This window comes from Corynebacterium tuberculostearicum, from assembly GCF_013408445.1.
Taxonomy (GTDB): domain Bacteria; phylum Actinomycetota; class Actinomycetes; order Mycobacteriales; family Mycobacteriaceae; genus Corynebacterium; species Corynebacterium tuberculostearicum.
In genome coordinates this window covers 2,320,595-2,339,417 of sequence record NZ_JACBZL010000001.1, presented here as the reverse complement: position 1 = coordinate 2,339,417, position 18,823 = coordinate 2,320,595, and the positions used below count along the sequence as shown (strand labels likewise).

The 18,823-nt window shown below is 62.2% G+C and carries 22 protein-coding genes; 9 read left to right on the top strand and 13 right to left on the bottom strand.

What is annotated here, in order from left to right; translation table 11 throughout:
• Positions 1–14 precede the first annotated feature (14 nt).
• Complete coding sequence (locus tag BJ985_RS11100; protein WP_179387475.1) at positions 15–917, bottom strand: endonuclease domain-containing protein; 903 nt, start codon at positions 915–917, stop codon at positions 15–17.
• A 251-nt stretch (positions 918–1,168) separates the two neighbouring features.
• Between BJ985_RS11100 and BJ985_RS11095 the strand changes: the two genes are divergently transcribed.
• Positions 1,169–2,212, top strand: a complete 1,044-nt coding sequence (locus BJ985_RS11095; RefSeq protein WP_179387474.1) for an RNase H family protein — start codon at positions 1,169–1,171, stop codon at positions 2,210–2,212.
• 158 nt (positions 2,213–2,370) lie between these two features.
• Here the strand turns inward: BJ985_RS11095 and galK are convergent, their stop codons facing one another.
• From galK to BJ985_RS11065, 6 genes are all read right to left on the bottom strand, one after another.
• Positions 2,371–3,570, bottom strand: a complete 1,200-nt coding sequence (gene galK / locus BJ985_RS11090; protein ID WP_179387473.1) for a galactokinase — start codon at positions 3,568–3,570, stop codon at positions 2,371–2,373.
• Positions 3,563–4,657, bottom strand: coding sequence for a galactose-1-phosphate uridylyltransferase (gene galT, locus BJ985_RS11085; protein ID WP_005326682.1), 1,095 nt, complete (start codon positions 4,655–4,657; stop codon positions 3,563–3,565). Before galT ends, galK begins: the two co-directional genes overlap by 8 nt.
• Entirely contained in the window at positions 4,657–4,899 is a 243-nt protein-coding gene (locus BJ985_RS11080) for a hypothetical protein (protein WP_005322508.1), read from the bottom strand. Before BJ985_RS11080 ends, galT begins: the two co-directional genes overlap by 1 nt.
• Before the next feature lie 10 nt (positions 4,900–4,909).
• Positions 4,910–6,559, bottom strand: coding sequence for a sodium:solute symporter family protein (locus BJ985_RS11075; protein ID WP_179387472.1), 1,650 nt, complete (start codon positions 6,557–6,559; stop codon positions 4,910–4,912).
• An 11-nt stretch (positions 6,560–6,570) separates the two neighbouring features.
• A complete protein-coding gene (locus BJ985_RS11070; RefSeq protein WP_005322510.1) occupies positions 6,571–7,470 on the bottom strand; it encodes an aldose epimerase family protein in 900 nt (299 codons plus the stop codon).
• Between the two features lie 196 nt (positions 7,471–7,666).
• Positions 7,667–8,110 (bottom strand): YdcF family protein, encoded by a 444-nt coding sequence (locus BJ985_RS11065; RefSeq protein ID WP_005322511.1) that lies wholly within the window; start codon positions 8,108–8,110, stop codon positions 7,667–7,669.
• A 130-nt stretch (positions 8,111–8,240) separates the two neighbouring features.
• Between BJ985_RS11065 and BJ985_RS11060 the strand changes: the two genes are divergently transcribed.
• The 6 genes from BJ985_RS11060 to rbsD are packed head-to-tail and all read left to right on the top strand — an operon-like array spanning position 8,241 to position 13,908.
• Positions 8,241–9,230 carry a LacI family DNA-binding transcriptional regulator gene (locus tag BJ985_RS11060; RefSeq protein ID WP_040424845.1) on the top strand — a complete coding sequence of 330 codons (990 nt, stop codon included), beginning with the start codon at positions 8,241–8,243 and terminating at the stop codon, positions 9,228–9,230.
• Positions 9,227–10,771 (top strand): sugar ABC transporter ATP-binding protein, encoded by a 1,545-nt coding sequence (locus tag BJ985_RS11055; RefSeq protein WP_179387471.1) that lies wholly within the window; start codon positions 9,227–9,229, stop codon positions 10,769–10,771. Before BJ985_RS11060 ends, BJ985_RS11055 begins: the two co-directional genes overlap by 4 nt.
• Complete coding sequence (locus BJ985_RS11050; RefSeq protein WP_150851164.1) at positions 10,768–11,709, top strand: ABC transporter permease; 942 nt, start codon at positions 10,768–10,770, stop codon at positions 11,707–11,709. The genes BJ985_RS11055 and BJ985_RS11050 overlap by 4 nt, the downstream gene beginning before the upstream one ends.
• A 12-nt stretch (positions 11,710–11,721) precedes the next feature.
• A complete protein-coding gene (locus BJ985_RS11045) occupies positions 11,722–12,636 on the top strand; it encodes a substrate-binding domain-containing protein (RefSeq protein WP_179387470.1) in 915 nt (304 codons plus the stop codon).
• Positions 12,633–13,541: a ribokinase gene (locus tag BJ985_RS11040; RefSeq protein WP_179387469.1), complete on the top strand. Its 909-nt coding sequence runs from the start codon at positions 12,633–12,635 to the stop codon at positions 13,539–13,541. The genes BJ985_RS11045 and BJ985_RS11040 overlap by 4 nt, the downstream gene beginning before the upstream one ends.
• Entirely contained in the window at positions 13,534–13,908 is a 375-nt protein-coding gene (gene rbsD, locus BJ985_RS11035; protein ID WP_179387468.1) for a D-ribose pyranase, read from the top strand. The genes BJ985_RS11040 and rbsD overlap by 8 nt, the downstream gene beginning before the upstream one ends.
• Here rbsD and BJ985_RS11030 read toward each other — a convergent pair.
• The gene (locus tag BJ985_RS11030) at positions 13,905–14,171 is read right to left on the bottom strand and encodes a type II toxin-antitoxin system RelE family toxin (RefSeq protein ID WP_034667840.1); all 267 of its coding nucleotides are present in this window, start codon (positions 14,169–14,171) and stop codon (positions 13,905–13,907) included. The two genes, rbsD and BJ985_RS11030, sit on opposite strands and share 4 nt — an antisense overlap.
• A 69-nt stretch (positions 14,172–14,240) precedes the next feature.
• On the opposite strand from BJ985_RS11030, the gene BJ985_RS11025 reads away from it, so the two are divergent.
• Positions 14,241–14,492: a type II toxin-antitoxin system Phd/YefM family antitoxin gene (locus tag BJ985_RS11025; RefSeq protein WP_040424847.1), complete on the top strand. Its 252-nt coding sequence runs from the start codon at positions 14,241–14,243 to the stop codon at positions 14,490–14,492.
• On the opposite strand, the gene BJ985_RS11020 is transcribed toward BJ985_RS11025, so the two are convergent.
• The 3 genes from BJ985_RS11020 to BJ985_RS11010 form a co-directional block, all read right to left on the bottom strand.
• Positions 14,489–14,770 (bottom strand): type IV toxin-antitoxin system AbiEi family antitoxin domain-containing protein, encoded by a 282-nt coding sequence (locus tag BJ985_RS11020; RefSeq protein WP_156794294.1) that lies wholly within the window; start codon positions 14,768–14,770, stop codon positions 14,489–14,491. The two genes, BJ985_RS11025 and BJ985_RS11020, sit on opposite strands and share 4 nt — an antisense overlap.
• A 258-nt stretch (positions 14,771–15,028) precedes the next feature.
• The gene (gene purE / locus BJ985_RS11015; protein WP_005322524.1) at positions 15,029–15,529 is read right to left on the bottom strand and encodes a 5-(carboxyamino)imidazole ribonucleotide mutase; all 501 of its coding nucleotides are present in this window, start codon (positions 15,527–15,529) and stop codon (positions 15,029–15,031) included.
• A 24-nt stretch (positions 15,530–15,553) separates the two neighbouring features.
• Positions 15,554–16,669 carry a 5-(carboxyamino)imidazole ribonucleotide synthase gene (locus BJ985_RS11010; RefSeq protein WP_236587147.1) on the bottom strand — a complete coding sequence of 372 codons (1,116 nt, stop codon included), beginning with the start codon at positions 16,667–16,669 and terminating at the stop codon, positions 15,554–15,556.
• A gap of 79 nt (positions 16,670–16,748) precedes the next feature.
• Between BJ985_RS11010 and budA the strand changes: the two genes are divergently transcribed.
• The gene (gene budA / locus BJ985_RS11005) at positions 16,749–17,480 is read left to right on the top strand and encodes an acetolactate decarboxylase (protein WP_179387466.1); all 732 of its coding nucleotides are present in this window, start codon (positions 16,749–16,751) and stop codon (positions 17,478–17,480) included.
• Here the strand turns inward: budA and BJ985_RS11000 are convergent.
• The gene (locus BJ985_RS11000) at positions 17,458–17,898 is read right to left on the bottom strand and encodes a hypothetical protein (protein WP_179387465.1); all 441 of its coding nucleotides are present in this window, start codon (positions 17,896–17,898) and stop codon (positions 17,458–17,460) included. The two genes, budA and BJ985_RS11000, sit on opposite strands and share 23 nt — an antisense overlap.
• Before the next feature lie 37 nt (positions 17,899–17,935).
• Positions 17,936–18,790, bottom strand: a complete 855-nt coding sequence (locus BJ985_RS10995; RefSeq protein WP_179387464.1) for a biotin--[acetyl-CoA-carboxylase] ligase — start codon at positions 18,788–18,790, stop codon at positions 17,936–17,938.
• Positions 18,791–18,823 lie beyond the last annotated feature (33 nt).

Sequence of the window (18,823 nt, the reverse complement as noted above, 5' to 3'; positions counted from 1 at the left end):
GGCGCGGGGGTGATCTAGGCTACTTTTCTGCCACGTTTTCCCAGGTGGCTAGCGATTATCCGCAATGCCTCGTCCGGCGCTTTCATATCGCTGGGGCCAAAGCGCAGCACCACGTATCCGCGGTTTTCTAGCGCTCGCTGCCTCTTTATCTGCTGCTTGACCACGTGGGCGGGTGCCTCGCCATAGGTGCCGTCATACTTGGCATCGCCATCGACCTCGAGTACCAGCCAGCCATCGAGACAAAGATCCGCCCGATATTTCCCGAGCAGCGATTTCTGGGGCTCAATTTTCACCTGCGGGAAACGCTCAATAATAAGGGCTCGCAGATAGGACTCATAGGGCGATTCCGATCCGCCGTACGCGTGCTCGATAACCTTACGCATGGCTGCTTGTCCCCTCGTGCGCTGCATTTTTGCCAGTTCTTCGCGCAGGTCGTATGTAGTGACGTCGTGTCGGCCGAGGGCAGAATCAGTAGCTACCAGGCCATCTGGGAAGCCGTGTAGCCGGGCGATTTCGAGGCAGGTGCGGGCGGGATTCGTGGCGCGCACACCCGCTATCGACACCGTGGATTCTTGAAGGGACTTTACTCGGCGGTACCGGTAGCCTTTCGGGGTGAGCCTGCGTGGGGGAACGCTTCCCGAAGGCACCGCTAGCTCCACCTCCTCCCCTTCCCCGGAAATTACCCACATTCCCCACAGCCGCGCGGCCGATTTGCCGATGAGGACGGCGCGGTGGGTGCTCCACCCGGCAGCGACTACTTTGGCGAATTGTTGTTTATGGCGCACCCATTGCCTCCAGGTGGCCGTGGGAACGGCGACCCAGGGCGCTATCTGGGTGAGCTCACCGCGTTGGAGGGCTAAATGGTGCGGACTTTCGGCTCCGGCGTAACGAAGGTTGATGAAGTGATCTGTAATCATGGTTTCATCTTCGCGGCTGGCGGGGCGGGGCACGCGTCATGAGGCTCAGGAAGGTGAATTTCCGAGGACCTTGAGTGGGGGTCGGAACGTTAGGTCCAAGGTGATCGGGCCGAATTGAGGGCGTTGAGGCTGATTTGAGGGCGGGTTGTGCTCAGATCGGCTCGATCACATTCGACCTAAGGAGAATTAGTTCACAGCGGCGGTGTGGGGGATAATTCAGCAGCGCGGTTAACCGTGCTTTACTAGAGATAATGGAACCCATCGAGCTCTCAGAACTAACCGGTACGCAATCGCGCACCTACGGCACCCGCAAGATCACCTCGGATATGGTCTCGGCACCAATCCATGTTGCGGTCGCGCTCTGGGACGAACGTTGGGATTCCGCCCCCAACGGCACCATCGAAGGCTGGGTCATCGCGGTCAATACTAAGCAGACGCGTTTTGTGCGCCGCGGCCAGACGAAAAAGGGCGATATCGTCGATATCGCCGTGCGGGAGGTCAAACGCGCACTCAAGGGACTCGACGGACGGGTGTGGATTGTCACTGGCCGCAGGCAGAACGCGTTGCGGGCGGCACTCACGGCAGACGGTTTCACGGTGACGGGAAGCTTTGCGGGAGAAAATAGGGCATCGAAAAGCGCGAGCTCCGTGCGCAGAAAACAAGCCGGCCTGACCGCCCGGAAGGCCCGCAAGATGGGTGAGGCGCCGAAAAAGAAGCAAGCGACACAGGTAGAGACGCCGAAAGCACACTGGTGGCCGAACTTCTCGCGCGCCTCCTCGTGGGCCGAGGGCGACGTGGTGCGCATAGCCACCGATGCTTCCTCGGATACCGTATTCAAGGGGTCGATGTGCTTCGTTGCGGGAAACGGCGACTACCGATTGCGAACTCGAGAAACCAAGGCGAGCACGGATGAGCTTGAGCTCGAAGCACTGACGCTCGCGCTGAAATACCTGCTCAAGGTGGGTGCGCGCAAGGCGGTTATTGAGTCCGATTCCGTAGCCGCTTTGGAGGCGGTCGAGCAGATTGTGCATAAGCGCGGCTCTAAAGCATCGCGGCCGGGGCGCACGTGGCGAGGGGTGTCTTCGGGTGCGCGGTCCCGATTCCAGCAAGCTTGGGGCGATATCCAGGGCCAATGCGAGGTTGACATTCGCCGTGTGCTCGGGCATGCGGGCGATCCGCTGAATCGGGCGGCCGACCAGATTGCGTACATGGGGTTGCGCGCGATTGCGCATCCGATGAAGCAGTCTCGCGAGACGCTGCGCGAGGGGATTCAGAAAGCTCTCTCGGCGTTGTGAACCAAACGCTAAAGGCTTAGGGCTGATCTGATCAGGCCGAATTGAGGGAGTTAGGGCCGATCTGAGGCGGCCCAGCCTTCAGATCAGCCTGATCAGTATGGACCTAACGACGAGAGGCGCGCTGGGGGTCGCGACCGAGCCGAGCCCGGAGCCGGAGCTTAAGCCAAGCGGCGGGCGCCGTCTCCCGGGCGGGCCACCAAGAAGGTGGGCTCTGGGAAGCCGCGGGATGCTGCAGCGTCGTAAATGGCCTGGGCGGTGGACTCCACGGCGGAGCGCGGGATGAGCGCGATGACGGCGCCGCCGAAGCCGCCGCCAGTCATGCGGGCACCGAGTTCGCCAGCCGCGGTGAAAGCGGAGTCGAGTTCCGGAGTGGTGACTTCATACAGGTCGCGCAGGGAAAGGTGGCTTTCGCGCATGAGGCGGCGGAACTCTGCCAGGTCGGATGAGGTGAGCGCGGTAGCGGCGGCTAAGGTGCGCTCAGTCTCTTCCGCCACGTGGCGCACGCGGCGGCGGTAGAGTTCAGCCTCCTGGGGGTTGACGGTTGCGGCGAAGGCGACGGCATCCGGGATTTCGCGGATGGAGCGGCCGGCGGCAGTCTGAACGGCGTCGATGATGCCGCGGCGGGAGGCATATTGGCCGTCGGAAAGCGTATGCGGCGCATTGGTGTCCGCGATGAGCAGCACCATGTCCTGGGCTTCGATATTGAACGGCACGCGCTCGACGGCGCCGGTGGCAAAATCCAGGAAGAGGGCCTTTCCACGCTGACCGAAGAGGCTCGCATTTTGATCCAAGCCGCCGGTAGAGGCGCCAACCACCTCGTTTTCGGCGCGGATGCAAGCCTGGGCCAGCTGCGCGCGGGCGGCGTCATCAGGAGCGTTGCCGTGGCAGAGCTCGTAGGCGGCCACGGCCACGGAGCATTCGAGGGCGGCGGAACTGGACAGGCCAGAGCCGACGGGGACATCGGAGACGATGGCAATATCGAGGCCGGTGCAGGTCAGAACGTCCGCGGCAGTGGCGGCCCAGACGGTGCCGGCAACGTAGCCGGACCAGTCGGAAGGGTGGCCAGGGCGGACTTCGGAGAGTGGGAGGCTGGCCTGGGCAACGCTGCCGTCGTATTCGGAGGCTATCCGGAGAAGGCCATCGGTGCGGGGTGCGACGGCGACGGCGGTGTTTTGTTCCAGCGCAAAGGGAATGGAGGCGCCGCCGGCGTAATCGATGTGCTCGCCGATGAGGTTGACGCGGCCGGGAGCGGCCCACACGCCGGCGGGCTCGGGCGCGTCCGGAAAGGAAGCGGCGAAGAGGTCGCGGGCTGCGGCGGCAAGCTCGTCATCGCTGCGGGTGTCAATCCAGTTAAGCATCCCAGATCTCCTTGAAGCGGGCGGCGATGCGCTCCGGGGTGGTGTCATTGATCCACACGGCCTGCGAGGACTCGGAACCGGCAAGGTACTTCATGCGGCCGGGCGATCGCATGAGCGAAAAGAGCTGCAGGTGCATGCGGATGCCGGGGCGCAGGTCCGGATCCACCGGCGCCTGGGTCCAGCCGGCGATATACGGGGTCTTGTCCACGCCATCGAAGAAGCGGTCCACGGCGGAGTACAGCTTCTTGAGGAGGGGCGCGAGGTCGGCACGTTGGGCGCCGGAAAGCGCGGCGAAATCGGGAACCTCCTCATTGGGCATGACCATGGCTTCCAGCGGCCATTTGGCGGCGGCGGGAACAAAGACGGTGAAGTGCTCGGTCTCAGCAATGATGCGGGTACCGGCGGCGCGCTCACGATCGAGGAGATCCTGGAAGAGGTCGCCGTCATAGGCGCGGGCGGAATCCACAATGGACCGCAGGCGGGGCGAGAGGAATGGATAGGAGTAGATCTGGCCGTGCGGGTGCTGGAGGGTCACGCCTATTTCTTCGCCGCGGTTTTCAAAGGGGAATACCTGCTCCACGCCGTCGATCTGGGATAGTGCGGCGGTGCGGTGAGCCCAGGCCTCGATGACGGTGCGGATGCGCGATTCCGGCAGGTCCTTGAAGGATAGGGCTGGGTCCTCGGTAAAGCAGACCACCTCGCAGCGGGCGCGGGCAGGAAGGCGCGGCACCATGCCAAGCAGGTTATCGTCCTCCGGATGCTCGATGTCCGCGGTGGTGGCAAAGGACGGGAAGCGGTTTTCAAAGACCACCACGTCATAGCTGGGGCTGGGGATCTCCGTGGGCAGCTGGCCTTCGCGCGTAGGCGCCAGCGGGTTCTCGTTGGCCGGTGGCAAGAAGGTGCGGTTCATGCGGTGGGCGGCAAAGGCCACCCAATCCCCCGTTAGGGGATCCCGGCGCATTTCGGAAGCGGGGGCGACGGTGGGGATATCGCGGGCGTCGACAAGCACGCGGTCGGGATGGGGCTGGTCGTCGAAGTAGAGGATCTCGCGGCCGTCGGCAAGCGTGGCGGAGGTAATCTCAACCATTAGTTTTCTCCTGGGATGGTGATGGGCTTCAGGCGTGCCCACAGCACAAAGGCAGCGGCCACGGCCAGCAAAGCAAGGCTTGCCCATAGGTTATCGCTGGCGTTCTTAGCCTGCCCGGTATCCGGGTTGATGCCTGGGTCGAGGAAGAAATAGCAGCCGAGCAAAATCAGGCCGTAGAGGCCGAGGAGTGCGGCGATGACGTTGCGCAGGTCGAATGCGCCCGCGCGCTTTTTCTCAGACATGTTGGGCTCCTTAGGCGAAGATGACGTTGAGGGCTACGGCCATCACCAGGCAAATGATGCCCAGCGGGACGGTCTGCTGGTACCACGGCAAGGACTTTTCGGTGTAGTCCTCAAAGTGGTCCTTGGGGGTCACGGAAGAGACGAAGCCAACCAGCTCGCTATCCGGCTTGGGCTGGGTGAACAGGGTGACCACGATGGAGACCAAGATATCCACCACGAAGGCCACACCAGCCGCCACAAAGGCCGTGCCTTGGCCGGGCAGGTTGATCATGTCCGTGAAGGATGCGACGTACCAGAAAGCGATAGCAGAACCGGTACCGGCTACGAGTCCGGACCAACCGGCGTGCGGGGTCATGCGCTTCCAGAACATGCCCAGAATGAAGGTGGCAAACAGCGGCGCATTGAAGAAGCCAAACAGGGTTTGCAGGTAGTCCATGATATTGCCAAAGTTTTGCGCGAGCAGTGCGGTAAAGATGGCAATAGCGGTGGCGATAACCGTGGCGATGCGGCCGAACTTCAGGTAGTAGTCATCCTCGCGGTCCTTGACCACATAGGTCTGCCAGATGTCATAGGAGATGACGGTATTAAAGGCCGAGATATTCGCGGCCATGCCGGCCATGAAGGAAGCGAGCAGGCCGGCGATCGCCACGCCCAGCAGGCCATTAGGCAAAAGGTCGCGCATGAGCAGCAAGATGGCGTCGTTGGGCTCCGCGCGCTCCTCCATCAAGTCGGCCACGGAAACGGAGGCAACCATGCCTGGAATGACCACGAGGAAGGGCACGAACATCTTGGGGAAGGCGCCGATAATCGGCGTCTTACGGGCGGCGGAAATGGAATCGGAGGCCATGGCGCGCTGAACTTCCACGAAGTTGGTGGTCCAGTAACCAAAGGAAAGCACGAAGCCGAGGCCCAGCACGATGCCGATGACGGACCACACGGGATTCTCAAAACCGGAGATATCCGTGCCCGGCCAAGTGTGGAAGTGCGATTCCTGGGCCACCGCGTCCTTCAGCCCGCTCCAACCACCAACGCGGTTCAAACCAATGATGGTCAGCGGGGCGAGTGCGGCGATGATGACGAAGAACTGCAGCACCTCGTTATAGATGGCGGCCGAAAGGCCGCCCAGGGTGATATAGGACAGCACGATGATGCCGGCCACGAGGAGCGATACCCACATCTGCCAGCCCAGCAGGGCCTCTACGATGGTGGCCAGCAAGTACAGGTTCACGCCGGCAATAAGCAGCTGGGCCACGGCGAAAGAAATCGCATTGACCAGGTGCGCGGCGTTGCCAAAGCGCTTGCGCATGAACTCCGGCACCGAGCGCACCTTGGAGCCGTAGTAGAACGGCATCATCACAATGCCCAAAAAGACCATGGCCGGGATGGCGCCGATCCAGAAGTAGTGCATGGTTTGGAAGCCGTACTCCACGCCATTGGCGGACATACCAATGATTTCCACGGCACCCAGGTTGGCCGAGACGAAGGCCAGTCCGGTCACCCAGGCTGGCAGTCCCCGGCCGGAGAGGAAGAAGTCGATGGAGCTAGACACTCGGGCCTTGGCGGCCCAGCCGATGCCTAGTACGAAGAGGAAGTAGATGGCTACCAAGAAGTAGTCCACCCAGGAGGCATCGAGCCTCAATACGGATTCAGCAGTCTCCATGGCTGACCTTTCTAGTTATTGTTCTCTGCTGCAAGGCGCAGCGTGAATCTCTGCGGGTTCTGAGCGCTCAGGCGCGCGAGGTCTTCCCCGCTGCGCAGCGCATTCGGCGGCGCGCTCATGGGCTCCACGGCTAATGCCTTGCCGGGGCCACCTGCCCGCGGGAAATCGGCCGGGGTAAACATCTGCACCCAGTTCAGGCCTTCGCCCATCTCCAGGCGCACACCCTTTCCGCCGGCCGAATACACGGCCGTCAGTGGGCCTTCGCCGTGGAAGCAATCGTCCCAGTCCACCTCGGCGATGGGCTGATTAACAATGCGCACCTGCTCCGTCTTTCCCGTAGGCAGGTTGCGGGCGCCTAGCAAGTAGCGCTTGCCGACGTCCACACTGAGCACCGCCTCCTCCGCCCCAGCTCCCTGTGGGGAGAGGTAGAGGTGCAGCCCATAGGCGAAGGGAACCTCGCCGGGTTCCGCGGTGCGGGCGGTGAGCTGGTGGTGCAATCCCCGCTCATCGAGGGCGTAGGTGGCCTCTAGTTGAATCGCCCACGGCCAGCCCTGGCGCGGCTCAATATCAAAGGCAAGAGCCACCCGGTTGTCCGAGCGTTCCGTGACGCGCCACCAATCCACCGCGAATCCATGGATGGCGTTATTGCGCTCCGGCTCCGTGATCTCTAGCTGGTGGGCGGTCCCCTGCCATTCAAACCAGCCATCTTCGGTGCGATTGGGCCACGGCGCCAGCACCACTCCGGCCATCAGCGGCGGCTTGCCTTCGTAGCTTTCTACTAAGGGCGCGCCGCGATAGGTCAGCGCTTTGAGTGTACCGCCGAATAGACCAATCTCTGCCGCATAATCGCCATGGGCAAGTGCGACGCTGGGGTAGTCAGCGTCAGGGCCAGCTGCTCCTCCACTGGTCATAACAAAGACCTTTCTGGCTATAACTTTCGTTGGATTTAGCCTAGGAGTACGGCAAAGCGCCGGTCAATCGTTTGCATAACTACCCGCGAATACCTTCTATTTCAGCTGCTCACCGCAGTGGAGTTAACCGCTTGTTAACCTCTTTCGGGGTTGGAGGCGCCTGTGGGCAGCGGGCCGCTACACCGAGGCAGGAGCGCTATCCCCGCATCCGTCGCCACACTATTCGCGCCGCTGAGTGAGGAGTGGCGAGGACTTCGCGCAGGTAATTGCGCGGCATCAACCGCCACGGGGTGCGCGCGGGATGCAGTTGCACGGCAATGCCGAGGTGCCAGGCCCACAGCGCCGTGCGCAGGATATGAAAATCATTGGTCACCACGTGCAATACGGCATCCGGGGCCAAGCGGTGGGCATTTTCTAGATTTTCATTAGTACTCGTGGCTTCCGGCTCCACCACTACCCGCTCGGCCGGCACGCCGCGTTCAATGAGGTATGTAGCCATGGGACCCGCCTCACCGCGGCCGGAGACAATAATCTGCTGACCGCTATAGAGCGCCAACGCCTTGTCTAGGCGCGAGCGCAGCATGGCGCCGGGATAGCCGTGGGTTACGCGGGAGCCCAAAACAAGGAGCGGGTCAGACATGGATACCAGCATAGACTTGCCGGCTCTTGACAGGAAGATGGAAATAGCCGTACCTTTAACTCAAATGTGCAATCGATTGCACTCAGGAGGGCCGGAAGCCGGCTCACACGCCCAAACCAAGGAGGACAGCATGGCCGGAACCACCCTCAAGGACGTGGCCGCTGCTGCTGGAGTATCCATTTCCACCGCGTCCCGTTCGCTCTCGGGGAACCCAGCCATCTCGGAGTCCACGCGCCAACGCGTCAAGGACACGGCCATCAAGCTCAACTATAGGCCCAATGCCCAGGCCCGAGCATTGCGCAGCTCCCGATCTAACGCCATCGGCTTGGTCATCCCCAGCCTAGATAATGCCTACTTCGCCGCAATGGCCGCAGCCATTGAAGAAGCCGCCGATAAGCAGGGACTCGCCACGATGATTACCAGTTGCGGCGAGGATCCGCAGCGTCTAGTCAAGTCCCTCGATGCCCTGATGGAACGCCAGGTAGACGGCATTATCGCAGTGCCTCTCGAAGGCGCCGAAGAAGCGCTGGAGCAGGCGCGCGCCTACCGCCCGCTCGTGCTCATTGACCGCACCCTGGGCCAGATTCCCGCAGTGCTATCAGACCCCCACTCGGGCATGAAACAAGCCGTGGAACAGCTCAAAGAGAAGGGGCACACGCACATCGGCTACCTTTCCGGGCCGCAGGAAACCTCCACCGGCCGCCAGCGCCTCCAAGCCTTCAAGGCCGCCACCCGCGGCATGCCTACCCATATCCACCACGGCAGCTACCGCCACCGCGAGGGCTATAAAGGAGCCCTCGCACTCCTACAAGAAGGCGTCACCGCGCTCATTGCCGGCGATTCCATGATGACGGCCGGCGCGCTGGAGGCCTGCCATAATGCGGGCAAGCGCATCGGAGAAGAAATCGCGCTCGTCGGCTTCGATGACTTCATCTACCTGCGCTTCCAACCCTCCCCTATCTCAGTGGTGGACCAGGATGTTGCCAGAATGGGCGAGACCGCCACGGCCAAGCTCATCGCGGCCATCAATGAAAAGCACCAACCGGAAGGCGAGGTGCTAGAAACCCGCTACATCCCGCGCATGTCCACCGCCCACCAACTCGATGGAGCCACGCCATGAGTGACTGCGTGTTGCGCCTGGACAATGTCACCAAATCCTTCGGCCCGGTGGAGGTCATTAAGGGGGTAGACCTCACCGTCCGCCGCGGCCAGGTGCAGGCCTTGTTGGGTGAAAATGGCGCCGGCAAGTCCACCCTCATCAAGATGATTGCCGGAGTGCACGAACCAGATTCCGGCCGCATCCTGGTAGATGGCACAGAGGTGAAGATCCCAGATACCAAGGCCTCTGAGGCGCTGGGAATCGCCACCATCCACCAAGAGCTCAACCTTGTGCCCACCATGTCCGTGGCCGAGAACATCATGCTTGGGCGCACCCCACGCCGCTTTGGATTGGTCAATCGCAAGCACCTCAAGGCACAAGCCCAAGCGGCACTGCACCTTATTGGCTTGGACGTGGACCTAGACATGCCGGTGGGTGAGCTGGGTGTGGCCAAACAGCAGCTCGTAGAAATCGCCAAGGCGCTGTCCATGAACGCGCGCATCCTCATCTTGGATGAGCCCACGGCCGCGCTCACCGGCAAGGAGGTTGATGCACTCTTTGCCGTGCTCGAGGAACTCAAGGCCAAGGGCGTGGCCATGGTCTTTATCAGCCACCACCTGGAGGAGCTGGCGCGCATTGCAGAAACCATTAGCGTGCTGCGCGATGGCTCTTTCATCGCCGAGGTCCCAGCCGATACGGACGAAGACGAGCTGGTGCGCCTCATGGTCGGCCGCGAGATTGAAAACCAATACCCGCGCGAGGTTCCTCCCGAGCGCGGCGAGGCCCTGTTGGAGGTCTCCGAGCTGACTGCCGACGGCGCCTTTCACGACGTCACCTTCACCGTCCATGCCGGCGAAGTCGTTGGCCTCGCCGGGCTCGTGGGCGCCGGCCGCACCGAAATCATTCGCGCCATCGCGGGCGCTGACCCATACGATTCCGGCACCATTCGCGTTGGCGGCACCCAGCTGCGCAGCGGCGATATTCGCGCCGCCATCCGTGCCGGCGTGGGCCATATCCCCGAAGACCGCAAATCCCAAGCACTAGTTCTGGACGCCTCGGTGGGCGATAACCTCGGATTCGCCACCCTCTACCCCACCGCTAAGGCGGGGCTGGCAGACCGCAGCGGCCAACGCCGTCGCGCCAGCGACGTAGCGGAGAAGCTGCGCATCCGCATGGCCGATCTCTCCCAACCCATCCGGAACCTATCCGGCGGCAACCAACAAAAGGCGGTCTTTGGCCGCTGGGTACTGGCCGGTTCCAAGGTCCTCCTCCTCGATGAGCCCACCCGCGGCGTCGACGTCGGCGCCAAGGTGGAGATTTACAACATCATCAATGAGGTCACCGCTGCCGGGGGCGCCGTTCTCATGGCCTCCTCCGATCTGCCCGAGGTGCTCGGCATGTCCGACCGCATCCTCGTCATGTCCGGCGGCCAACTCGCCGGCCAGCTCCCTAAGGACTCCACCCAAGACGAGGTCATGGCCTTTGCCGTATCCAATGTGACCTCTTCTACCTCTGCCTCTGCTGCCGCGCCTGCCGGCACTAACCCCAAGGATGAAGCATGACCAAGAATCGAGTAGTTAACTGGGCCATGAATAATGGCGCGCTCGTCGGCCTCATTGCCCTGTGCATCGCGCTGTTTATCGCTACGCCGTACTTCCTTACCGTGGCGAACCTGCTCAATATCGGCATCCAGGCCGCCACGGTAGCCATCTTGGCCTTCGGCATGACCTTTGTCATCGTCACCGCCGGCATCGACCTCTCGGTGGGCTCGGTCGCCGCGCTCGGCGCCATGGTCTCTGCCTATATGTTCTCCACAGCGGGACTGCCTGGCTGGCTCACCCTGCTTCTCGGCCTGATCGTAGGTGCGTTGGCCGGCGCCATCTGCGGCATGGCCACCGCGTGGGGCAAGATCCCCTCCTTCATCGCGACGCTAGCCATGATGTCCATCGCCCGTGGCCTCACCCTGGTCATCTCCCAGGGCTCGCCGATTGAAACCGCTCCGTCCGTCAACGCCTTTGGCGGCGATATCGCAGGCTTCCCAGTGCCGATCATCATGATGGTTATCGCCGGGCTCATCTGCTGGTTCATCCTAGAGCGCACGGTACTCGGCCGCTCCATGTATGCCATCGGCGGCAACCTGGAGGCCGCCCGCCTCTCGGGCCTGCCGGTCAAGCGCATCCAGATCGCCGTCTTCGCGCTCTCCGGTTTCTTCGCCGCCTGGGCCGGCATGGTCATGGCCGGCCGCCTCGAATCCGCACAGCCGCAGGCCGGCACCGGCTATGAGCTCGATGCCATCGCGGCCGTCGTCATCGGCGGCGCCTCGCTCTCCGGTGGTCAGGGCAAGGCCACCGGCACACTGGTCGGCGCGATCTTGCTAGCGGTCATCCGCAATGGCTTGAACCTGCTCAACGTCTCCTCTTTTTGGCAGCAGATCGTCATCGGCCTGGTCATCGCGCTGGCCGTCGGCTTCGACGTCATCCGCAATAAGACGGCCAACTAAGGAGCACCCGCCATGAAAAAGCTCATCGCCACCCTCCTTGTCCCCGCCCTCGCGCTGGGCCTTGCCTCCTGCAATCGCTCGGAAGAAGACCGCAACCGCATCACGCTAGCGCTCTCGACGCAGACCAACCCCTTCTTCGTCGAGCTGCGCCACGGCGCACAAGATAAGGCCAAGGAACTCGGCGTTCCGCTAGACATCCAAGACGCTTCCGATGACCCCGCCCAACAGGTCAATCAGTTGGGCAATGCCACCTCCATGGGCGCCAAGGTCGTCGTGGTCAACCCCACCGATTCCGATGCCGTTGCCCCAGCGGTTCGCGGCATCAAAAATGACGGCGTGCCCGTCATCGGCGTGGATCGCGATGTCAACGGCGTAGAGCTGGATTCCATGGTGGCGTCCGATAACGTCGCCGGTGGCGCGCAAGCGGCGGATAAGCTCGCTGAAGCCATTGGGGAAAAGGGCGATATCCTCATCCTGCAGGGCACCGCTGGTACCTCCGCCTCGCGCGAGCGCGGTAAGGGCTTTGAAGAGCAGATTGCGAAGTATGGGCACATTCGGGTCGTCGGCAAGCAATCGGCGAATTTCGACCGCACGGAAGGCCTCAACGTCGCCACCAACTTGCTGCAGGCCAACCCGGATATCAAGGCCATCTTTGCAGAGAACGATGAAATGGCGCTCGGCGCGGTCGAGGCGTTGGGCTCGCGCGCCGGATCTGAGGTCAAGGTGGTGGCATTTGATGGCACCTTCGATGGCCTCAAGGCGGTCAAAGATGGCAAGCTAGAAGCTACCATCGCCCAGCAGCCCGCAGAGCTCGGTGCCCGCGCCATCGAACAAGCCGCAGCGCTCCTGCACGGTGGCGCGGCGGAGAAGAACGTCCCCGTCGAGGTCATCACCGTCACCCGCGACAATGTGGAGGATTTCCAATGAGCAAGCTAACCGTCGTCGGTTCCATCAATGCCGATCTCATCGTGCACGCCGAGCGCCACCCGCAGCCCGGCGAGACCCTCCTGGGCTCTGGCGGCGACATCTTGGCCGGGGGCAAGGGCGCTAACCAGGCTGTCGCGGCCGCACAGCTGGGCGCTACCGTGGCCTTCGTGGGCGCGGTCGGCTCCGATCCCTATGCCGAGCCCGCCATGCACTACATGCGCACCTCCGGCATCGATCTGAGCGCCGTGGAGCAGGCCGATACCAACACCGGCCTCGCTGTCATCACCGTCTCGGCCGATGGCGAGAACACCATCGTCATCTCCCCCGGCGCCAACGCGCTTGTCGACGCCCCCTTTGTCTCTTCCCGTGCATCCACCATCGCCGATGCCGACGTGGTGCTCCTCCAAGGCGAGATCCCTGCTTCCGGTTTCCAGGCCGCCGTGGAAGCGGCCCAGGGCCGCGTGGTGGTTAACCTCGCGCCCGTGGTCAAGGTCGACCGCGACTCGCTCCTGCAAGCCAATCCTTTGCTGGCCAATGAACACGAGGCCGGGCTCATCTTGGACCAGCTCGGTCTACCGTCTGAAGGCGCCCCGCGCGAGCTCGCCCACCGCCTAGTAGAGGCCGGCTTCCGGTCCGTCGTGCTGACCCTCGGCGCCCACGGCGCCTACGTGGCCACCCCGGAGGGCGGCACAGATATCCCCACCCCGCGCGTGACCGCCGTGGATACCACCGGCGCCGGCGATGCCTTCGCGGGTGCGTTCTGCGCCCAGCTGCTCACCGGTGCCTCGCTTGTCGATGCCGCCACTTTCGCCGCCCGCGTCGGCGCCTTCGCCGCCACCGGCAACGGCGCGCAACCGTCCTACCCCACCACCGAATCCGCCCTGCCGGAGGTCACCGATGCGTAAATCCGGCCTGCTCAATCCCGCTCTCACCAGCGCCGTCGCACGCTTGGGCCACACCGATACCTTCGTTATCGCCGATTGCGGCCTGCCCATCCCCCACGATGTGCCCGTCATCGACCTTACGCTGACCTTCGGCATCCCCACCTTTGCCGATACCCTGGCGGCCCTCCTCAATGAGGTCGTGGTCGAAGCCGCCACCATCGCCGATACCACCCCGCCCGAGGTGCGCTCCCTGCTTCCCGCAGTACCGCTTACCGAGGTCTCCCATGACGACCTCAAGCGTGAGGTCGCCCGCGCTTCCTTCGTCGTGCGCACCGGTTCCACCACGCCGTTTGCCAATGTCATCCTGCGCTCCGGCGTCCCCTTCTAGCGCTTATAAACGCTTCCGCGTGCCCCTACGGTAAACACTTCCACCAGCACTTCTTGCTCCTCTACGGAGTACAGCACACGGTAATTTCCCACCCTTATTCTTCGGCCACTCCTGCCGGACAAAGCGATAGATCCCGGTGGATATGGGTCTTTAGCCAGTCCACCGATCGCGCGCTTAATCCGTTGATATTGCTTTCGGTTTCCCTGATGGATTTTCTGTAACTCCCGCTTAGCCTGCCGCGTCAACGCGATGTTGTAGTCCATGACCTCTTAAAAAGTTGTACTCTTTGCTAACTTAGTACTAGTAGTACTTTGATGTATTAGGAGCTTTCATTGTCTTTGCCACTTTCCGAACTCCGCACCCGCTTAGGCCAGGTCATTGACCAAGCCCACTACGCAGGCACCCGCACCGTTGTCACCCGCAACGGTAAGGAAGCCGCAGTTATCATTTCGCCTCAGGAACTAGCTTTCCTTGACCGCCTCGAAGCCGCCGCAGATGCTGAAGCCCTCCGCCAAGCCCGCGCCGCCGATACCGGCGAACGCTTCTCTTTTGAGCAGGTCACGGAAGAAATTGAAGGGCGCTAGCCGTAAATTGGCTCGGCTTCAAACCACTGCGAACCACTCACGACATGCTTGTAGGCAAATTTCAGAGGAAAGGTCATCGCCTTCTTGGAGTACAGCTGCACCGCAGAGCTTCCTGCAAGCATGATTCCAGGCCACCGCTTGTGCAGGATGCGAGCTACCTCCATGGGAGTCGGTTCCCGCCACGTATAAATCCCGCGGCCGATTCGGATTATCTTTCCATTCGCTACATGAGTATTAAGCTCTCCCCTGCTTAGGCCTGAAACCAGTACTTCTTCCATGCTTCCCCCTTTGAGCATTATTCCCCTGCCCGAAAGCTTAAAGCACGCTTCCTCACGCCGCAGGCTACAACGATGCAAAGCAAGCACGTTTTATCCTTTTCCTCCGCAAATTTTGCCCGATCGTGCTTGTTTTGCATGTTGGCGAAGAGCGACGAGAACTTCGCTAGAGAATAGGAGACAAAAACAAACACGTTCTGCCGAAAAACTACATAGTTTTGGCTAAAACGTGCTTGTTTTGTTTGGCCTTAGACCGGAGAGCTACTCTCCTAGCAGCTTGTCGCGCAGGTTCTTATCCTTCTGCTCGACTTCCTCGGCCATCTGCTTTTGGTAGTCCACCATCTTGTCTTGGATGGCGGGGTCGCCAGCGCCGAGGATGCGGGCGGCGAGCAGGCCGGCGTTCTTCGCACCGCCGATGGAGACGGTGGCTACCGGCACGCCGCTGGGCATCTGCACGATGGACAGGAGGGAGTCGAGGCCATCGAGATCCTTTAGTGCGCGGGGGATACCGATGACCGGCAGCGGCGTGGCCGCGGCGACCATGCCGGGAAGGTGCGCGGCACCGCCGGCGCAAGCGATAATCGCCTTCAACCCGCGGGTATGGGCTTCCTTGGCATAGGCCAGCATCTTTTCCGGGGTGCGGTGGGCGCTGACCACGCCGACCTCGAAGGGGATGCCGAAGTCCGCGAGGACCTGAGCGGCGGGTTCAACAGTGGGCCAATCGGAATCGGAGCCCATGATGATGCCTACGTGCGGTTGCATAGTGTCCTTTCTACAGGCAGGAATTTAAGCCCATTCGGCGTGCACGAGGAAGTGTGCGGCCTGGCGGGCGATGGTCAGGGTCTCGTCGGTATCTTCACCGGTGACGTTGACGTGGCCAATCTTGCGGCCAGGGCGGTGGTCCTTGCCGTAGAGGTGAATCTTGGCCTGCGGGTAGCGCTGCATGACCTCGCGTACGCGCTCCGGCATGGGCATGGCGGGATCTTCGTCGGCACCCAAGACATTGGCCATCACGGTGACAGGTGCAAGCGCGTCGACTGCGCCCAAGGGGAGGTCGAGCACGGCGCGCAGGTGCTGCTCAAATTGGGAGGTCACGCAGCCATCCTGGGTCCAGTGGCCGGTGTTATGCGGGCGCATGGCCAGTTCGTTGACGGAGATGTCCTCGCCTTCGGGGCCGTCGAAAGCAAAGAGTTCGACGGCCAGCACGCCGGTCACGCCGAGGGACTCGGCGATGGACAGGCCCAGCTCGGAGGCGCGCTGGGAAAGTTCCGGTGTAAGGCCAGGGGCGGGAGCGATGGCCTCGGCGCAGATGCCGTTTTCCTGGCGGGATTGGGTAATCGGCCACACCTTGGCCTCGCCGGAAGGACGGCGGGCGACCAAGATGGAAAGCTCGCGGGTAAGTTCCACCTTTTCCTCTGCCATCAGCGGGGTTCCGGCCTCGAGCAGCTCGGAGACCAGCTCAAAGCAATTATCGGCGGTGGGGAACCATACGCCCTTGCCGTCATAACCACCGCGGCGGGCCTTGAGGCACACGCGGCCATCGACGGCGTCGAAAAAGGCGCGGGCATCGGCCACCGAGTCGATGGCGGCAAAGCGCGGCACGGGAGCGCCCAGCGCGGCGAGCTTTTCGCGCATCTTGAGCTTATCTTGCGCATAAATGAGGGCGGTGGGCTGGGGCTGGACGTTAAATCCGGCGTCGATAAGCGCGGCGGAGTGCTCGTTGGGCACATGCTCATGCTCGAAGGTAATGGCATCCGCGCCCTCTGCCACACCGCGCAGCTCCTCCAAGGAGGTGTAATCCCCCAGCACCACGTCCGGGGTGACCTGCGCGGCGGAGGAATCCGGCTTGCTGGCCAGAATCCGCAGGTGAACATCGAGTTCCGCGGCGGCCGGCTGCATCATGCGAGCCAGCTGGCCGTCGCCACAAACAGTTACAATAGGCTTTAAGTCACTCACGTCCCCCAATACTAGCCTGGATACTATGTTCACTCGTCATACCATCTTCCAAAATTCCCTCATGTCCGCTTTGCTGGACGGCATTTATGACGGCGAAATGACCATTTCGGAACTGCTAGGTAAAGGCAATTTTGGCCTCGGCACCTTTGATGGCCTCGACGGAGAGATGATCATTTTGGATGGCACCTGCTACCAGCTGCGTGGCGATGGCTCCGCGCAGATTGCAGACTTGGACCAGCGCACCCCCTACGCGGTGGCCACGAACTTTGTCCCGCGCATTACTGCCGACGCCCCCGCGGGCCTGCGCCGCGATCAGCTCTCCGCGTTCATCGATAAGCTCGAGCCTTCCGCTAACTACATGTACGCGGTGCGCATCCTGGGCACGTTCAAAGAGGTCACCACCCGCACGGTGGTCAAACAAGAAAAGCCCTACCCGCCAATGTCAGAAGCCGTGGGCGGCGATAAGGAGCTGCATTTTAAGGACGTCGAGGGCGTCATCGGCGGCTTCCGCACCCCCGTTTATGAAAAGGGAATCTCGGTACCGGGCTGCCACGTGCACTTTATCGACGCCGCCCGCACCTCCGGTGGCCACGTGCTGGACTACGTAGTGGATGAGGCAACGGTTGAGCTCTGCCCCGCCTCCGACCTAGAACTGCGCCTGCCGCTGACGCAAGAATTCAGCCGGGCCAACCTCTCTCCCGAGGATCTGGATAGCCAGCTGCACACCACGGAGGTTAAAACCAAGGGCGATCGTTAATAATCTCAGCCACGCGCTTGGGCCTGGCCACGTTGGGAAAATACATGGCTCGGTCCCAGCCGTGAATCGCTAGGGATACCCCGCCCCGGCGCTTGCGGGCGCCGCGGATATCCTGCAGCGGAATCGAATCAATATTACGGCCCTCGCGCGCGATGACGCGCCTATTAGTCACGATGAAGCGCTTCCGGCGGGCCTTATAAAGAGGAATGAGAAAGCGCCAGATTCCCAGCAGCGCCCATACCGCGACGAGGCCATTGCGCAGCATCGGGTCTACTGCTTGGACATCGCACCAGCCGATAGCAATCCACAGCAGGCCGGTGATGAGGATGAGCTCGAGGAAGGGGAAAATCAGCGCGCGAAACGGCGCGGAGACATCCGCGCGCTTGACCTCACCTTGGCCCATCTTCATTAGTCCCATAGCTATGGATGCTACCTCGCGTGTCTACTGTGGTGATTTACTGCTGTGGGCGCAGGTGCGTGACATCACCTGCGGAATAGTACTCGCCGGCGACCATGATGCGGCCGTCTTCGCCGATTTCATCAACGTGCCCGGTGACATCGCCGGACGGGGTCTCTAAGCGTACCTCCTGGCCGAGCGAGGAGCAGACCGCACGGTAGTCACGCAAGAGCTGCGGATCTTGGTTCTCCCACTGCACGATGCGACGGCGCAGGTTCTTCAGCACGGTAATGGCCAGCTCGGTGCGGTCCGTATCGCGGCCTTCGAGTGCGAGCGAGGTGGCCTTTTCAATCGGTAGGTCCTCACGAGTCAGGGTGACATTGATGCCCATGCCCACGACGACGCGCGCAGATGGTGCGGCGCCACCTACTGCCTTATTTACTTCGGCCTTATTAACCTCCGCCTTGTTGACTTCGGCCTTGCCTACCTCCACCTTGGTGAGCTCGGTCTTTGGCGCGGCCTTGAAGGCTTGGCCCACGGGACCGGCCTCGGCGAGGATGCCGCACAGCTTATTGCCGTCGATATGCACGTCGTTCGGCCACTTCAGCACGGTGCCCTCGATCGAATCGGTCACCGCGAGGCCCGCGGCCAGCGGCAGGGTGCCCAGGTGCTCGAGGGATTCCGGCAGCAAGAGCACGGAGAAGATGACCTGGGAGCCGGCCGGCGCGGTCCAAGTGCGGCCGAGGCGGCCCTTGCCGGAAAGTTGTTCGTCGGCAAGCAGCACGGTGCCATCCGCAACGTTGGTGGCCTGCATCAAATCGGTATTGGTGGAGCCGGTCTTTTCCACGAAATCGATGGTGGTGAAATCGTCTGCCAGCGCAGTGCGAATGCGTTCCAAATCAAGTGCAGTCATAAGCTTCAAGGATACCGGCCTCCAATGGTGCTA

Excerpts from the sequence above, each read along its gene's own strand:
- BJ985_RS11100 (WP_179387475.1), bottom strand. The coding sequence starts at position 917 with ATGATTACAGATCACTTCATCAACCTTCGTTACGCCGGAGCCGAAAGT.
- BJ985_RS11095 (WP_179387474.1), top strand. The coding sequence starts at position 1,169 with ATGGAACCCATCGAGCTCTCAGAACTAACCGGTACGCAATCGCGCACC.
- galK (WP_179387473.1), bottom strand. The coding sequence starts at position 3,570 with ATGCTTAACTGGATTGACACCCGCAGCGATGACGAGCTTGCCGCCGCA.
- galT (WP_005326682.1), bottom strand. The coding sequence starts at position 4,657 with ATGGTTGAGATTACCTCCGCCACGCTTGCCGACGGCCGCGAGATCCTC.
- BJ985_RS11080 (WP_005322508.1), bottom strand. The coding sequence starts at position 4,899 with ATGTCTGAGAAAAAGCGCGCGGGCGCATTCGACCTGCGCAACGTCATC.
- BJ985_RS11075 (WP_179387472.1), bottom strand. The coding sequence starts at position 6,559 with ATGGAGACTGCTGAATCCGTATTGAGGCTCGATGCCTCCTGGGTGGAC.
- BJ985_RS11070 (WP_005322510.1), bottom strand. The coding sequence starts at position 7,470 with ATGACCAGTGGAGGAGCAGCTGGCCCTGACGCTGACTACCCCAGCGTC.
- BJ985_RS11065 (WP_005322511.1), bottom strand. The coding sequence starts at position 8,110 with ATGTCTGACCCGCTCCTTGTTTTGGGCTCCCGCGTAACCCACGGCTAT.
- BJ985_RS11060 (WP_040424845.1), top strand. The coding sequence starts at position 8,241 with ATGGCCGGAACCACCCTCAAGGACGTGGCCGCTGCTGCTGGAGTATCC.
- BJ985_RS11055 (WP_179387471.1), top strand. The coding sequence starts at position 9,227 with ATGAGTGACTGCGTGTTGCGCCTGGACAATGTCACCAAATCCTTCGGC.
- BJ985_RS11050 (WP_150851164.1), top strand. The coding sequence starts at position 10,768 with ATGACCAAGAATCGAGTAGTTAACTGGGCCATGAATAATGGCGCGCTC.
- BJ985_RS11045 (WP_179387470.1), top strand. The coding sequence starts at position 11,722 with ATGAAAAAGCTCATCGCCACCCTCCTTGTCCCCGCCCTCGCGCTGGGC.
- BJ985_RS11040 (WP_179387469.1), top strand. The coding sequence starts at position 12,633 with ATGAGCAAGCTAACCGTCGTCGGTTCCATCAATGCCGATCTCATCGTG.
- rbsD (WP_179387468.1), top strand. The coding sequence starts at position 13,534 with ATGCGTAAATCCGGCCTGCTCAATCCCGCTCTCACCAGCGCCGTCGCA.
- BJ985_RS11030 (WP_034667840.1), bottom strand. The coding sequence starts at position 14,171 with ATGGACTACAACATCGCGTTGACGCGGCAGGCTAAGCGGGAGTTACAG.
- BJ985_RS11020 (WP_156794294.1), bottom strand. The coding sequence starts at position 14,770 with ATGGAAGAAGTACTGGTTTCAGGCCTAAGCAGGGGAGAGCTTAATACT.
- purE (WP_005322524.1), bottom strand. The coding sequence starts at position 15,529 with ATGCAACCGCACGTAGGCATCATCATGGGCTCCGATTCCGATTGGCCC.
- BJ985_RS11010 (WP_236587147.1), bottom strand. The coding sequence starts at position 16,669 with ATGATGCAGCCGGCCGCCGCGGAACTCGATGTTCACCTGCGGATTCTG.
- budA (WP_179387466.1), top strand. The coding sequence starts at position 16,749 with ATGTTCACTCGTCATACCATCTTCCAAAATTCCCTCATGTCCGCTTTG.
- BJ985_RS11000 (WP_179387465.1), bottom strand. The coding sequence starts at position 17,898 with ATGGGACTAATGAAGATGGGCCAAGGTGAGGTCAAGCGCGCGGATGTC.
- BJ985_RS10995 (WP_179387464.1), bottom strand. The coding sequence starts at position 18,790 with ATGACTGCACTTGATTTGGAACGCATTCGCACTGCGCTGGCAGACGAT.